Genomic DNA, 13,903 nt, shown 5'->3' with positions numbered 1-13,903 from the left:
GCGGGCCCGGGCTTCTCCCAGGCACCTCCCAGGCATCCATTCCCTTCGAAAGGACCCACCGTGACCACCAGCGCCACAGAGGCGGACGCTCCGGCAGAGGCCGCCGAGGCCAAGACGTTCCCGTATGCCCGTACCTGCCCGTTCACGCCGCCCGCCGAGTACGCGGAGATGATCGAGAAGGACGTCTCGCAGGTCACCCTGACCGGTTCGGGCCTGCGCATATGGACGGTGACGGGCTACCAGACCATCAAGACGCTGCTCACCGACCCGCGGCTCAGCGCCTCCCGCAAGCACGCCAACTTCCCCTTCTACTTCATCGCCCCGCCCGAGTACCGCACGGAGACGTCGTTCATCGGCTACGACGGCAAGGAGCACAGCTCCACGCGGCGCAAGGCGGCGCTGACGTTCACCAACCGCCAGGTGCAGCGCCTGCGCCCGCGCATCGAGGAGATCGTCGACGACCACCTGGACAAGCTCCTCGCCCTCCAGCCGCCGGCGGACTTCCACCGGGTGTTCTCCCTCGCCGTCCCCATGACGGTGATCTGCGAGCTGCTCGGCATCCCGCAGGACCAGCACGACTTCTTCATCAAGCACGGCACGGCCCTGCTCGGCGGGCACAGCAGCACCGAGGAGCGGCAGGCCGCCATCGTCGAGGTCAACGCCTACATCCGGGAGCTGATCCAGCTCAAGCGGCGCGAGCCGGGCGAGGACCTGCTGAGCCGGGCCATGGCCGACTACGCGGAGTCCGGTGAGGAGTACACCGACCGCGACCTGTTCAACATGGTGCGGCTGCTGATGAACGGCGGCCACGAGACCACCGCCAGCCAGATCTCGCTGGGCACGGCCTGCCTGCTGGAGAACCCCGACCAGCTGGAGCTGCTGCTGAACGACCCGTCGCTGGTGAAGCCGGCCGTCGAGGAGCTGGTGCGCTTCGCGACCATCGGCGACACGGCCGTGCCGCGCGTCGCGCTGGAGGACATCGAGATCGCCGGTCAGGTCATCCGCAAGGGCGACGGCATCCTCTGCCTGGGGCTCGCCGCCAACCGCGACCCGGAGGTCTTCCCCGAGCCGGAGAAGCTCGACATCACCCGGGGCAGCCGCAAGCACCTGGGCTTCGGGCACGGTGTGCACCACTGCATCGGCGCGGACCTGGCCCGGCTGGAGCTGGAGATCGTGTGGAGCAAGCTGTTCCAGCGCATCCCGACACTGAAGCTGGCCAAGCCGTTCCTGGAGATCCCGCGCAAGGAGGGCGCCGTCATCTACGGCCTGTGGGGGCTGCCCGTCGTGTGGTGAGGCCGCTGCCCACCACGGCCAGGGGCCCGGTACCGATGTCGGTACCGGGCCCCTCGCTCGTGCCGTCCCCGGCCGGCTCGGTCAGTGCGGGTCGGCGGCGATGTCCGGGCGCGGGGTGCGGCCCGGGCAGGTCGCGCGGGGTGCCGGCAGCTCGCCGTCGACGAGGTAGCGGTGGACGACGGTGTCGACGTACGGGTTGCCGCCGAGCACGTACACCTCGTGCTCGCCGGAGTCCTCGACGGTGAGCAGATGGTGCCCGAGGCGCTCGGCCATCGCGACGCCGCCCGCGTAGTGGTCCATCGGGTCGCCGTCGGCCTGCACCACCAGGCCCACCGGGTAGCCGTCGCGGACCGGCACGACGGGGGGTTCGGCGGGCTGGAAGGTGCGGAAGGCGCCCACCCAGGGCTGGGCGCGCAGCACGCCGTAGCCGTACGGGTAGCGCTCCCGGAACTCCCGCATGTCCTGGTGGTAGACCTCCAGGTCGGCGGGCCACGCGTGCTCCAGCGTGATGGCCTCCAGGACGCCGCAGCGCAGCGAGCCCTCGCTGTCGTCGGGGCGCCAGGTGCCCTGCTGCTGCAGCAGCCGCCGGCAGGCCTCGGCGTCGCCCGCGGCGGCCGCCTTGCCCAACTCCGCGACGAGTGCGCCCAGTTCGGCCCACTGGCCGCGGTCGGCCGCGCGGTTGCCGACGGCGCCGTCGAACAGGGTGCGCAGATGCGGGCCCTGCCCGAGCCCGTCCAGGCGGACGACGACGTCCTCGATCTCGGCGAACACCTTGTCCGGTACGTCACCGAGGCCGAAGTGCAGATGGCGCGCGGCCGTCCACTCGGCCCACCGCTCGACGTTGCGCCGCACGGCGTCGCCCTGCCACAGGAACTGCTCGCGCCAGGTCCAGTCGGGGTGGACGCACGAGTCGAGGACGCTGCGGTCGAGGCGGGCGGGGAACAGCGTGCCGTACACGGCACCGACGTACGCCCCGTAGGCGTATCCGACGAAGTTCAGCTTCTCCTCGCCGAGCACACCGCGGATCACGTCCATGTCGCGGGCGGTGTTGGGGGTGCTGATGTGGCGGCGCAGCTCGCCGCCCGCGCGGGCACAGGCCTCCTCGCGCAACCGCATGTCCTCGGCGAGCTGCGGGAACAGCGCGTCCGGCGGGCGGGAGTCGAACGCCGCCTTGGGCACGGTCACCTCGGCGAGCAGGTTGGTGGACGCACCGGTGCCGCGCGGGTCGAACCCGATCAGGTCGTACACCTCGTGCAGCGGGGTCCCTGCGTACGAGTCCGGCAGCCGGCGGCCGGCGCCCCAGTCACCGCCGGGGCCCCCGTTGACCCCGAGGAGGATGCCGCGCCGCCGCGCCGGCGCTGTGGCGCGGCGGCGGCTGAGCGCGATCTCGATCCGTACGCCGTCCGGGTCCGCGTAGTCGCGCGGCACCTGGATCGTCGCGTGTTCGAGCAGCTCGTCGTCGGGGTCCGGCGACCACTGCGGTCGCTGGGCGTAGAAGTCGGTGAGCACCGCGAACCTCCGTTCAGGTCAGGAGGTTCAGCGTCCCGTCAGTGGCTCGAGCCGCCCTCGTCTTTCACCCGGCCCGGCACGGCGAGCGCGGCCAGCACGCCCAGTGCCGCGAACGCGGCACCGCCGGTCAGGGCGAGGCCGTAGCCCGAGGCGAGGGCGTGCGCGGCGGGCGCGCGGCCGGGCGCCGACGCCTCGTCGATGCGGTGGGCCGACAGCGCGGCGAGCGTCACCAGGCCGAGGGCGCTGCCGAGTTGGCGGGTGGTGTTGAGCAGGCCGGAGCCCAGGCCCGCCTGGTGGGCGGGCAGGCCGGCGGTGGCGGCGTTCGTCGTCGCGTTGAGCACCGCGCCCATGCCGAAGCCGAGCAGCAGGACGGGTCCGAGCAGGTCCTGGACGTAGGTGGCGTCCGCGCCCGCCTGCGCCAGCCACAGCAGGCCCATGCTGGACAGCGACAGCCCGGTCAGCAGGACGGGCCGCGGCCCGGTGCGCGGGATGAGCCTCGAGACGCCCCAGCCGCCGAGGGCGATGCCCACCGACAGCGGCAGGTAGCTCAGGCCGGTGCGTACGGGGCTGTAGCCGAGGACCTGCTGGAGCAGCAGCGTGAAGAAGTAGAAGGTGCTGAACAGCGCCGCGACACCGAAGAAGGCGACCAGGTTCGCGGCGGCCACCGAGCGGATCCGGAAGACGTCGAGCGGCACCAGCGGATGCCGGGCGAACCGCGCCTGGATCAGCACGAACAGCACCAGCAGCGCGACCCCGCCGGTGAGCGGGGTGAGGACCGCCGCCGACGTCCAGCCGTAGGTGTGCGCCTCGGCGACCGCGCAGACCAGCGCCATCAGACCGAGCGTGACGGTGACGGCACCGGGGACGTCGAGGCGGGCGCGCGGCCCGTCGCGGTGGCGTCCCTCGGGAACGACCCAGCGGACGGTCGCGAACAGGAGGAGCCCAATGGGGACGTTGATCAGCAGGGTCCAGCGCCAGGACAGCCACTCGGTGATCGCGCCGCCGGCCAGCACGCCGACCGCGCCCGCCGCCCCGGACACGCCGCTCCACCAGCCGAAGGCCTTCGCCCGCGCCTCGGGCCGGGTGAACGTCGTACCGAGCACGGTCAGCGTGGCGGGTGCCATGACGGCCGCGCCCAGCCCCTGGAAGGCGCGGGCCAGGATCAGCGTCACGGGGCTGTCGGCCAGCCCGCCGACGGCGCTGGCGAGCGTGAACAGGCCGACGCCGGCGAGGAAGATCCGGCGCTGCCCGAACAGGTCGGCGAGTCTGCCGCCGAGCAGCAGGAAGCCGCACACGACGACGGTGTAGGCGTTGTTGACGAGTTGCAGGTGGTGCCGGTCGAAGTGCAGGTCCCCGGCGATGGCGGGCAACGCCACGTTGACCACCGAGGCGTCGAGCACGTTCATGAACTGGCCCAGGCAGCAGGCGGCGAGGACGAGCCCGAGCCGCGGCCCGGTGCGGACGGGCGTCGCGGCGGGCCGCACGGTCGAAGCGGTCATGCGGGGACGCTGCGCCCGGGCGGTGGACGGCCGATCGCGGCCGGGTCGAGCGTACGGATCCGGCCAACCGCCTACAGGTGCGCTCAAGGGCGTCTCAAGACCGGGCGCCCACAGTCCCCCTCCGTACGTGAGGGCCGGACGACATTCCCCGAGGAGAGCGCCATGGCCAAGATCACCTATCTGCATCCGAACGGCACCGCCACCGTGGTCGACGTCCAGGCACCCAACACGGTCATGCGCGGCGCGAAGCTCAACAACATCGACGGCATCGAGGCGCAGTGCGGTGGCTCCGCGCAGTGCGGCACCTGCCACGTCTACGTCGACGAGAACAGCACCGTGCCGCTGCCGCCGATGGACTCCGTCGAGGACGACGTGCTGTACGGCACGGCCTGCCCCCGCCAGGACAACAGCCGGCTCAGCTGCCAGCTGCCGGTCACCGAGGAGCTGGACGGGCTCGTGGTGCACCTGCCCGAGGCGCAGAGCTGATGGCCGCCCGGGGGGTCGTCGTCATCGGCGCGGGACAGGGCGGCCTGGACACGGCGGCCGCGCTGCGCGCCAAGGGCTACGGCGGACCGGTCACCCTGGTCGGCGAGGAGCCGGTGGCGCCCTACCAGCGGCCGCCGCTGTCCAAGGGCTTCCTCACCGGCGCCACCGGCCACGACGAGCTGCCGCTGCGCACCGAGTCGTTCTTCGCCGCCCAGGAGATCGCCCTCGTCCGCGGTGACCGTGCCGAGCGCATCGACCTGGACGCGCAGCGGGTCCGGCTGGCCTCGGGCGGCACGCTCCGCTACGACAAGCTGGTCCTCGCCACCGGTTCCCGGCCGCGCACCCTGCCGGTGCCCGGCACGGACCTGTCCGGGGTGCTGACGCTGCGCACGCTCGCGGACGCCGAGGCGCTGCGCGGCCTGCTCTCCGGGCCGCCCCGGCAGGTCGTCGTGCTCGGCGCCGGGTTCGTCGGGCTGGAGACGGCCGCCACCGCGCGCGGCCTGGGCCACCACGTCACCGTGGTGGAGGCGCAGCGGCGGGTCCTCGCCCGCGCGCTCACCCCGCAGATGTCCGCGTGGCTGGCCGAGCGGCACGAGCGGCAGGGAGTGCGGCTGCTGCTCGGCGCGGAGGTCACGGCCCTGCACGGAACGCCTGCGGGCGAGGTCGCGGGGGTGCAGCTGCTGGACGGCCGGCGGCTGCCCGCCGACGTCGTGATCGTGGGCGTCGGCGCGCTGCCCGAGACCCGGCTCGCCGCCGAGGCCGGGCTCCTCGTCGGTGACGGCGTCATCGTCGACCAGTGGCTGCGCACGGACGACCGGTCCGTGTACGCCATCGGTGACTGCGCCCGTTTCCCCAGCGCCGGCCAAGGGCGCCACATTCGCCTGGAGTCGGTGCAGAACGCATCGGACCAGGCCCGGTGCGTGGCCGCCGCGATCTGCGGCGAGTCCGTGCCGTACACCGCGGTCCCCTGGTTCTGGTCCGAGCAGTACGCGCTGCGGCTGCAGATGGCCGGACTGACCGCGGGGCACGACGAGACGGTGACCGTCGGCGATCCCGACGGCGCCCGTTTCTCCGTGCTGTGTTTCCGCCAGGGCCGGCTGACCGGCGCCGAGTCGGTCGGCAGGCCCGCGGACCACGCCATCGCCCGCCGCCTGCTGTCGTCGGGCACCGGTCCCTCCCCCGCCGAGGCGCGCAGTCCGGGCTTCGACCTCAAGTCCTTCGTGACGAAGCCGACTTCACCGGCCCCGGCGCACGCGTGACCCGCACACGGACCAGACAGAACAGACCGAACCGCAAGACCAGAGCGCCGGCCACCGGCACCAGCACGAGAGAGGCTGTCCCCACATGTCCGAGAACACGTCAGAGTCCAGACCGACCGTAGCCACCCGCACCCGTCGCACCCTCCGTTCCCGGCGCACCCTCCTGGCGTCGCTGACCGTGTCCGCCGCGATCGCCGGGGCGCTGACCCTGTCCGCGGTGCCCAGTGGCGCGGCTCCCGGCACCGACGCGCTGGTCGGCACCTGGGACCTCACGGTCTCCGTCACCACGCCGGACGGCGGCGCGGCCGTCACCACGCCGCGCTTCGTGTTCGCCCCGGACCACCGGCTGTCGGCGGAGGGCCCGAAGGACGGCAACGGCGTCCCCGCCTACGTGGCCCACGGGTTCTGGAACGAGGACGACCGCGGCGACATAGCGATGTACATCAACCACAACGGCCGTCCGGACGGTGCCTACCTCGGTGCCGTACAGGCCGAGCACATCGGGCACCTGAGCCACCACGGCACCCGCTTCAGCACCCACGCCTATGCCTTCACCACCCAGCAGGACGGCACCATGCAGGGCCCGATCTCGGTCAGCGCCACCGCCGTCAAGGTGTCCGACGCGACCACCCAGTGACCCAGGCCGCGCAGGCCGGCGCGGCAGACCCGGGTCAGACCCCGCCCCCACGTCCGAGAGGTTCCCCCCATGTCTGACACCAGCACCACCGTTTCCGTGCGGCCCCGCCGCGGCACCCTGCGAGCCCTCGGCCTGTGGCTCGTCCTGGTGGCCGCGGTCCTCACCGGGGCCGCCTCCACCGCCGCCGCCGACCAGGACGCCTCGTGGGCGTCCCCGGTGGGCACCTGGACCACCGCCGTCACCATCGGCACCGGACCGGACGCGGTGACCTCGACCTCGCACTTCACCTTCGCCGCCGACCACACCCTGACCACGGACGGCGCCCCCGGCCCGGACGGCAGGCCCCAGTACCCGGGCACCGGTTACTGGACGGCACGGCCCGACGGTTCGTTCGCGTTCTCCATCACGCACGGCGGACCCGACGTGGCCGACGGCGGCGGCACCTACCCGGGCACCGTGTACGCGGTCCACCAGGGCCGGGTGACCGGCGACACCTTCACCACGACCGCCGTCGCGTTCACCGTCGTCGAGAAGACCGGTGCCCGCCTCGGCCCGATCACGGTCAGCGCGCGGGGCACCCGGACGCCCTGACTCCCGCACCGCACGACGGACTCACGGCCCGCGCCCGGCTCCTTCCCCCTCGAGCCGGGCGCGGGCCGTTCTCGTCCACGGCTCGAGCGGACGCCCCTAGCGTGCGTGATGACCACGTCTGTGTACCCCCCGCTGCAAACGAAATGAGGCAGACATGACCGCATTCGCCGCCGGATCCCCGTGCTGGGTCGACGTCAGCGTCCCCGACCTGGAGGCCGCGCGACGCTTCTACGGGGCGCTGCTCGGCTGGACCTTCGAGCCGGGTGACGAGCGGTTCGGCTTCTACACGCCGGCGCTGAAGGACGGCAAGAACGTCGCGGCGCTCGCGGCCGCACAGGGCGGCGCCCCGGCCGCCTGGAACCTCTACTTCGCCACCCCTGACGCCCAGGACCTGGCCCGCCGCATCGGGGAGGCCGGCGGCAAGGTCGTCATGGAGCCGACCGCGATCGGCGACGCCGGCACCCTGCTGGTGGCGACCGACCCGGGCGGGGCGCACTTCGGTGCCTGGCAGCCGGGCACGCGTGATGGATTCGAGGTGCAGGGGGTGCCCGGCTCGTTCTTCTGGCCGGAGATCTACACCCGGGACAAGGCCGCCGTCGACCCGTTCTACGAGGGCGTGTTCGGCTTCACCGGGCAGCAGATCTCCGACGGCCCCTTCGACTTCAAGCTGTGGTTCCAGCAGGGCAACCCGCAGCCGGCCGCCGGGCGCCTGCAGATGGGCGAGTTCATCCCGGCCGAGGTCCCCGCGCACGCCCTCGTCTACTTCTCGGTGGCCGACACCGACGAGACGGTGGCGAAGGTGCTGGAGCTGGGCGGCAGCGTGAGCCGTGAGCCGTCGGACAGCCCGTTCGGGCGCTCCGCCCTCGTCGCCGACGACCAGGGTGCGCGGTTCGCGGTGATGGGCCCGGTCAAGGACGCCGGCGCCGCCGCGAGCTGACCGCCGTAGCGGACACCGTCGTAGCCGAACGAGCCGGTCCCGGAACCCCTGGCGGGTTCCGGGACCGGCTCTTGTGTGCCGCGGGAGGTGGCCGCTCAGTCCCCTCAGTCCCCCCACACCACCGGCAGACTGGTCAGCGTGTGGTTGATCTCGCCGACGTGCCAGGGCAGTTCGGACTCGGCGACGGCCAGCCGCAGGTCGGGGAAGCGGGACACCAGGCCCTCGATCGCGATCACCAGCTCCATGCGGCCCAGGTGCTTGCCCAGGCAGTAGTGCAGACCGTGCCCGAAGGAGATGTGCGGGTTGTTCTCGCGGGCCAGGTCGAGCCGGTCCGGGTCGGTGAAGACGCTCTCGTCCCGGTTGGCGGAGGCCAGCGCGAGCAGCACCGCGTCGCCCTTGCGGATGGTCACGCCGCCGACCTCGATGTCCTCCGCCGCGATCCGCGGGAACCCGGAGGTGTCGGTGGCGAACAGGTTCACGTGCCGCAGGAGTTCCTCGACGGCCACGGGGATCCGGGCGTGGTCCTCGCGCAGCCAGTCCCACTTGTCGCGGGCGTCCACGAGCAGCGCGAGCACGGAGTTGGCGAGCTGGTTGGCGGTGGTGTCGAAGCCCGCGCCGATGAGCGTGAAGCCGAAGGTGACCAGTTCCTGCTCGCTCAGCCGGTCGTCGTTGTCCCGGGCGGCGATCAGCTCGGAGAGCATGTCGTCGGTGGGGTTGGCCCGCTTCTCGGCGATGAGGCCGACGATGTACTCGCTGAGCTTGGCGAGCCCGTCGAGGGACTCCTTGCCGCCGGCCCGCTCGTCGACGGTGGCGAAGGCACGGGCCCACTTCTCGAAGGTGCGCAGGTCGCCGGCCGGTACGCCGAGGAGCTCACCGATGACGGTCAGCGGCAGCGGGACCGCGAACTCCTGCACCAGGTCGGCGGTGCCGCCGCGGGCGCTGATGCCGTCGAGCAGTTCGTCGCAGACCTTCTGCACGTTGTCCCGCATGCGCTCGATCCGGCGCATCGTGAAGGCGCCGGCCACCAGCTTGCGCAGCCGGGAGTGCTCGGGCGAGTCGAGGGAGATGATCATCTCGGGGGTGGTGTGCATGGTGCCGCCGATCCGGGGGGCGCCCTCACCGCAGGCCATGGCCCGGCTCAGCCGGGGGTCGGCCGACAGCTCCCGCACGTCCTGGTAACGGGTCACCAGCCAGGCGTCCACCCCGCCCGTGGTGCGCACCTTGACCACCGGCCGGGTCTGGCGCAGCTCCGCGTAGCGCGGTGCCGGTCCCCGGTACGACGAACCGGGCAGGGGGTACACATCGGTTTCCTGAAGGGCAGTCACCATGACTCCTTCGCTGTAGCCGCCAAGGTCTCCACCACCGTAGGAACCGGTGATGGAGACCAGGTCGGCTGGAACTGGAGCCGGTCCGGCGCCCGGCGGCCCTCAGTCGTCGGCGGGCCCGAGCAGCACCGTGGAGTAGTTCCTGCGGGCCGCGGTGTCGTACTGCAGGGCGACGTGGCTGGTGGCCGAGGTGACGTCCCGCCATATCCGCTGCAGGGCGTGCGTCTCGCCGAGACCGCCGGTGCCGGTGGCCCGTACCAGCAACTCCACTGCGTCCTGCAGGAGTTCGGCCGAGAAGGTGGCGTTGCGCTCGTTGCGTGCCATCAGCTCGGGCGTGAAGGCGCGGGTGTCGAGGACGTCGGCGTTCTGCTCGACGAGGTGCCGGGCCGCGTCGATGCGCCCGGAGGCCCGGACCAGCTTGGTCTCGCCGGTGACGGTGCGCTTGCGCCCGGTCAGCAGTCCGCCCGCCGCCTGCAGCGCACCGGCGGCGGCGCCCACCACGGGCGCGATGAAGGTCAGCCCGCCGACGGCCTGGAACGGCACGTTGTGCGCGGCCACCTCGGACGTGGCGTTGCGCCCGCTGAGCATGTCGGCACGGGCGAACGACAGATGGTCCGGTACGAGGACGTCGTCCACGACGACCGTGTGGCTGCCGGTGGCCCGCATACCGACGCTGTCCCAGGTGCGCTCGACGCTGAACGCACCCCGGGGCAACGCGAAGAACCGCAGCTCGGGCGGCCCGTCACCGTCGGCCCCCGCCGCCGCGGCGCACAGCAGCGCCCAGTCGGCGAAGTCGATGCCGCTGACGTAGGCCCAGCGGCCCGCGAGCCGCCAGCCGCCGTCGGCCGGGCGGGCCCGCCCGGCCGGCATCAGCCCGGTGGCGATGACCGTGTCCGGGCTCTCGCCCCACAGCGCCCGGTGCCCCTCGGCGGGCAGATGGGCGGCGAACCGCGCCGAGTACGCGGCCAGGGACGCGCACCACGCGGTGGCGGCACACCCCTCGCCGACGGTGAGGACCGCGCGGGTCAGCTCACCGAACGTGCCCTCGCTGCCGCCCCACCGGGTGGCCACGAAGTGCCGGGCGAAGCCGGCCGCGGTCAGCGCCTCGGTCACCGCCGGGGCGAGCGCGCGCTGCCGGTCCGCCTCGGGGGCGTGCTCGGCCGCGAGCAGACGCAGCTTGTCGGCGGCGGGGAGCAGTCCTGTTCCGTTGCCGGATTCGTTTCCCATCCCTGTGACCTCCTGTCGTGACGAGGGCGTTCAGACGCCGCGCGCGACGGCCTGCGCGAAACGCTCCAGGGTCTCCCCCGGGCTCGGGCCGTCCAGGGCGCGGAAGATCCGCTCGGCGCCCTCGCCGTGCTTGTGGAGCTTGACGTGCGCGAGCGACACCTTGGTGTGCGTGGCGTCGACGGGCTCGATGTCGAGCTCGATCTCACTGGCCCGCTCGTCGTCCGGGATGGACTGCCAGTTGCCGTCGATGCGCCAGGTCATGACGAGCCTGCGGCCCGGCTCCCACTCCAGGACGCGGCCCCAGGCGATCTCGGTGCCCTCCACGTCCCACTCGTAGTACCGGCCGCCGACACCCGGCTCGAAGGCGAGCCCGGCCCGCTCCTTCTTGACGAGCACGTGGGAGGGCGGCCACCAGTCCGCCGGCCGCTCGGTGAACACGCGGAAACAGTCGTCGGGGCCGGCCTCGACGGTCACCGACTTCCGTACGTCGGGGATGCTCTGGGTCTGCTCGGGCACGGGTCCTCCTCGTCAGGCTTCGCACAGGTCCCGCTCACGCTGACGCGCCCGGCTCGACACGTCCTCGATCCCGGGTCGGGGGGGCCGGCCCGCCCCGCCGCTCCGGCCGGAGGCGACCGCCGTCCTAGGCGCCCCGGTCACGGTCGTCCCGTTCCGGGCCCCACGACCTCTTGGGAGAGCACGATGACAGAAGCGGGACGACGGGTTGCCTTCGTCACCGGCGCGACCAGCGGGATCGGGCTGGCCGTGACCGAACTGCTGGCCCGGCAGGGGGCGGCGGTGTTCGGTGTGGCGCGCGCCGAGGAAAGCGTCAACGCGGTGGTGAAGCGGCTGCGCGAGGAGGGCCTCGAGGTCTCCGGCGCGGTCTGCGACGTCACCTCCAGCGAGCAGGTGAAGGCCGCCGTCGAGGCGGCGGTGGCCGCGTACGGGCGGATCGACATCCTCGTCAACAACGCGGGCCGGGGCGGCGGCGGCGTCACCGCCGAGCTGCCGGACGCCCTGTGGCTCGACGTGATCGACACCAATCTGAACGGCACGTTCCGGGTGACCCGCGAGGTGCTGAGCACCGGACGGATGCGGGACGGCGACTGGGGCCGCATCATCAACATCGCCTCCACCGGGGGCAAGCAGGGCGTCGAGCTGGCCGCCCCGTACTCGGCCTCCAAGCACGGGGTCGTCGGCTTCACCAAGGCCGTGGGCAAGGAGCTGGCGAGGACCGGCATCACGGTGAACGCGGTGTGCCCCGGTTATGTCGAGACCCCGATGGCACAGCGGGTCCGCCAGGGCTACGCCGGCCACTACGGCGTCAGCGAGCAGGAAATGCTCGAGAAGTTCAACGCGAAGATCCCGCTGGGCCGTTACTCCACCCCCGAGGAGGTGGCCGGTCTGGTCGGCTACCTCGCCTCGGACACCGCCGCCTCCATCACCGCCCAGGCACTCAACGTCTGCGGTGGCCTGGGCAACTACTGACACCTCCCGGATCGCCGCAGACAGCTGCCGATCGCCGCTGATCCCGCCATGAGAGACGGAGCCTGAACGATGACCGACACCGGTGGCACGCTGCTCGCCGAACCCACAACCGACATCGCCGCCTTCCGGGCCGCGATGGGCCGCTTCCCCACCGGGGTCACCCTGCTCACGCAGGGCAGCGGCGACGACACCATCGTCATGACCCTCAACAGTCTGACCTCGGTGTCCCTCGATCCGATGCTGCTGCTGGTCTCGGTCAAGGCGGACGGCCGGATGCGTCCGAAGATCGTGCGCGGCGGGGGCTTCGCCGTGAACGTGCTCAGCGAGCTCCAGCGCGACCTCGCCCAGGAGTTCTGCCGTCCGGACCGCCCGGCCGGGCGCGCCGCGATGACGCGCCTCGACGCGGTCGAGGGAGTGCTCGGCCACGCGGTGCTCCCGGCGGCCGAGGCGTACTTCGAGTGCGAGCTGTACGACGAGCACGAGGCCGGCGACCACGTCCTGCTCATCGGCCGGGTCGTGGCCGTGCACAACCGGCCCGGCGAGGCCCGGCCGCTCGTCTTCCACCGCGGCACGTACGCGCACGTCACCCCCGCCGCACCGGCCGCGGTGGACCGGGGCAGGGCGGCATGAGCGCTCCGGTCCAGGCGCCGCCGTCGCTCGACCGGGTGGCGGAGGGCGTGTACGCGTTCGTGCAGCCCGGCGGCGGATGGTGCGTGAACAACGCGGGCCTGGTGGTCGGCGAGGACGTCGCGGTCCTCGTCGACACGGCGGCCACCGAGGCCCGCACCCGGCGGCTGCGCGAGGCCGTCGGGCAGGTCGTGCCGGGCGGGGTGGACTTCGTGGTCAACACCCACTTCCACGGTGATCACACCTTCGGCAACAGCCAGTTCACCCCCCGGGCGCTGGTCGTCGCCCACACCGGGACCCGGGCGGACAGCGCGGAGGCGGGTCTGCATCTGCGGGGACTGTGGCCGCAGGTGGAGTGGGGCGAGACGCCGCTCACCCTGCCGTCGCTGACCTTCGAGGACACCCTGACGCTGCACACGGGCGGAGTGCGGGCCGAGCTGCTCCATGTGGGCCCCGCGCACACCGCGAACGACGTGGTCGTGTGGGTCCCCGAGCGGTCGGTGCTGTTCACCGGCGACGTGGTGTGGTCGGGTGTCACCCCGTACGTCCTGATGGGCTCGGTCAGCGGTTCGCTGCGGGCGCTGGAGCGGCTGCGGGCGCTGGGCCCGCGCACCGTGGTCCCCGGCCACGGACCGGTCGGCGGGCCGGAGTTGCTGGACTTCACTGAGGCGTACCTGCGGCTGCTGGAGGGGCTGGCCGCGAACGGCCTGCGGGACGCCCTGACCCCCCTTCAGGCCGCGGAGCGGGCGGACCTCGGCGAGTTCGCCGGTCTGGTCGACGCCGAGCGTCTGGTGGGCAATCTGCACCGGGCCTACGCCGAGCGGCAGGGCCTCGCCCCGGGCGCCCGGCTCGACGTCGTGGCGTCCTTCAAGGAAATGGTCGCCTTCCACGGCGGGCTGCCCGCCTGCCACGCCTGAGCCACCCGGACAGCACAACGGGGAGGGGGGGGGGGGGGGGGGGGGGGGGGGGGGGGGGGGCGCCTTTCTCTTGGGGCATAAGAGGCCAACCAGTGGTTCGGTAGGGGTGTC

Annotated in this window: 14 protein-coding genes; 9 read left to right on the top strand and 5 right to left on the bottom strand. The window is 72.8% G+C overall.

From position 1 onward, the window contains the following. Positions 1-60: 60 nt before the first annotated feature. Positions 61-1,293, top strand: coding sequence for a cytochrome P450 (locus ACZ7HQ_RS20345; protein WP_470991422.1), 1,233 nt, complete (start codon positions 61-63; stop codon positions 1,291-1,293). A gap of 81 nt (positions 1,294-1,374) precedes the next feature. Here ACZ7HQ_RS20345 and ACZ7HQ_RS20340 read toward each other — a convergent pair whose 3' ends face one another. Further along, positions 1,375-2,802, bottom strand: a complete 1,428-nt coding sequence (locus ACZ7HQ_RS20340; protein WP_470991419.1) for an alpha/beta fold hydrolase — start codon at positions 2,800-2,802, stop codon at positions 1,375-1,377. A 38-nt stretch (positions 2,803-2,840) separates the two neighbouring features. Next, positions 2,841-4,301, bottom strand: coding sequence for an MFS transporter (locus tag ACZ7HQ_RS20335; protein ID WP_470991416.1), 1,461 nt, complete (start codon positions 4,299-4,301; stop codon positions 2,841-2,843). A 162-nt stretch (positions 4,302-4,463) separates the two neighbouring features. Here ACZ7HQ_RS20335 and ACZ7HQ_RS20330 point away from each other — a divergent pair, with 162 nt between their 5' ends. From ACZ7HQ_RS20330 to ACZ7HQ_RS20310, 5 genes are all read left to right on the top strand, one after another. After that, the gene (locus ACZ7HQ_RS20330; RefSeq protein ID WP_470991413.1) at positions 4,464-4,787 is read left to right on the top strand and encodes a 2Fe-2S iron-sulfur cluster-binding protein; all 324 of its coding nucleotides are present in this window, start codon (positions 4,464-4,466) and stop codon (positions 4,785-4,787) included. Continuing rightward, positions 4,787-6,046 carry an NAD(P)/FAD-dependent oxidoreductase gene (locus ACZ7HQ_RS20325; RefSeq protein WP_470991409.1) on the top strand — a complete coding sequence of 420 codons (1,260 nt, stop codon included), beginning with the start codon at positions 4,787-4,789 and terminating at the stop codon, positions 6,044-6,046. The genes ACZ7HQ_RS20330 and ACZ7HQ_RS20325 overlap by 1 nt, the downstream gene beginning before the upstream one ends. 85 nt (positions 6,047-6,131) lie before the next feature. Then, positions 6,132-6,683, top strand: a complete 552-nt coding sequence (locus ACZ7HQ_RS20320) for a hypothetical protein (RefSeq protein ID WP_470991407.1) — start codon at positions 6,132-6,134, stop codon at positions 6,681-6,683. A 69-nt stretch (positions 6,684-6,752) separates the two neighbouring features. Beyond that, positions 6,753-7,274 carry a hypothetical protein gene (locus ACZ7HQ_RS20315; protein ID WP_470991404.1) on the top strand — a complete coding sequence of 174 codons (522 nt, stop codon included), beginning with the start codon at positions 6,753-6,755 and terminating at the stop codon, positions 7,272-7,274. Positions 7,275-7,428: 154 nt separating this feature from the next. Further along, a complete protein-coding gene (locus ACZ7HQ_RS20310; RefSeq protein WP_470991401.1) occupies positions 7,429-8,211 on the top strand; it encodes a VOC family protein in 783 nt (260 codons plus the stop codon). Positions 8,212-8,315: 104 nt separating this feature from the next. On the opposite strand, the gene ACZ7HQ_RS20305 is transcribed toward ACZ7HQ_RS20310, so the two are convergent. The 3 genes from ACZ7HQ_RS20305 to ACZ7HQ_RS20295 form a co-directional block, all read right to left on the bottom strand. Next, entirely contained in the window at positions 8,316-9,539 is a 1,224-nt protein-coding gene (locus ACZ7HQ_RS20305) for a cytochrome P450 (protein WP_470991398.1), read from the bottom strand. Between the two features lie 99 nt (positions 9,540-9,638). Beyond that, on the bottom strand, positions 9,639-10,763 hold the full coding sequence (locus tag ACZ7HQ_RS20300) for an acyl-CoA dehydrogenase family protein (protein ID WP_470991395.1): 1,125 nt from the start codon (positions 10,761-10,763) through the stop codon (positions 9,639-9,641). Positions 10,764-10,793: 30 nt separating this feature from the next. Continuing rightward, a complete protein-coding gene (locus ACZ7HQ_RS20295) occupies positions 10,794-11,279 on the bottom strand; it encodes an SRPBCC domain-containing protein (RefSeq protein WP_470991392.1) in 486 nt (161 codons plus the stop codon). Positions 11,280-11,462: 183 nt separating this feature from the next. Between ACZ7HQ_RS20295 and ACZ7HQ_RS20290 the strand changes: the two genes are divergently transcribed. From ACZ7HQ_RS20290 to ACZ7HQ_RS20280, 3 genes are all read left to right on the top strand, one after another. Continuing rightward, a complete protein-coding gene (locus tag ACZ7HQ_RS20290; RefSeq protein ID WP_470991389.1) occupies positions 11,463-12,248 on the top strand; it encodes an SDR family NAD(P)-dependent oxidoreductase in 786 nt (261 codons plus the stop codon). Positions 12,249-12,317: 69 nt separating this feature from the next. Continuing rightward, on the top strand, positions 12,318-12,878 hold the full coding sequence (locus ACZ7HQ_RS20285; RefSeq protein ID WP_470991386.1) for a flavin reductase family protein: 561 nt from the start codon (positions 12,318-12,320) through the stop codon (positions 12,876-12,878). Next, the gene (locus ACZ7HQ_RS20280; protein ID WP_470991383.1) at positions 12,875-13,792 is read left to right on the top strand and encodes an MBL fold metallo-hydrolase; all 918 of its coding nucleotides are present in this window, start codon (positions 12,875-12,877) and stop codon (positions 13,790-13,792) included. Before ACZ7HQ_RS20285 ends, ACZ7HQ_RS20280 begins: the two co-directional genes overlap by 4 nt. Positions 13,793-13,903 lie beyond the last annotated feature (111 nt).

Source organism: Streptomyces sp. NPDC037290 (genome assembly GCF_055603245.1).
Note: the sequence above shows the minus strand (reverse complement) of the source record. Positions and strands in the feature narration are given on the sequence as shown.

Excerpts from the sequence above, each read along its gene's own strand:
- ACZ7HQ_RS20320 (WP_470991407.1), top strand. The coding sequence starts at position 6,132 with ATGTCCGAGAACACGTCAGAGTCCAGACCGACCGTAGCCACCCGCACC.
- ACZ7HQ_RS20315 (WP_470991404.1), top strand. The coding sequence starts at position 6,753 with ATGTCTGACACCAGCACCACCGTTTCCGTGCGGCCCCGCCGCGGCACC.
- ACZ7HQ_RS20310 (WP_470991401.1), top strand. The coding sequence starts at position 7,429 with ATGACCGCATTCGCCGCCGGATCCCCGTGCTGGGTCGACGTCAGCGTC.
- ACZ7HQ_RS20335 (WP_470991416.1), bottom strand. The coding sequence starts at position 4,301 with ATGACCGCTTCGACCGTGCGGCCCGCCGCGACGCCCGTCCGCACCGGG.
- ACZ7HQ_RS20305 (WP_470991398.1), bottom strand. The coding sequence starts at position 9,539 with ATGGTGACTGCCCTTCAGGAAACCGATGTGTACCCCCTGCCCGGTTCG.
- ACZ7HQ_RS20330 (WP_470991413.1), top strand. The coding sequence starts at position 4,464 with ATGGCCAAGATCACCTATCTGCATCCGAACGGCACCGCCACCGTGGTC.
- ACZ7HQ_RS20290 (WP_470991389.1), top strand. The coding sequence starts at position 11,463 with ATGACAGAAGCGGGACGACGGGTTGCCTTCGTCACCGGCGCGACCAGC.
- ACZ7HQ_RS20300 (WP_470991395.1), bottom strand. The coding sequence starts at position 10,763 with ATGGGAAACGAATCCGGCAACGGAACAGGACTGCTCCCCGCCGCCGAC.
- ACZ7HQ_RS20280 (WP_470991383.1), top strand. The coding sequence starts at position 12,875 with ATGAGCGCTCCGGTCCAGGCGCCGCCGTCGCTCGACCGGGTGGCGGAG.
- ACZ7HQ_RS20285 (WP_470991386.1), top strand. The coding sequence starts at position 12,318 with ATGACCGACACCGGTGGCACGCTGCTCGCCGAACCCACAACCGACATC.
- ACZ7HQ_RS20325 (WP_470991409.1), top strand. The coding sequence starts at position 4,787 with ATGGCCGCCCGGGGGGTCGTCGTCATCGGCGCGGGACAGGGCGGCCTG.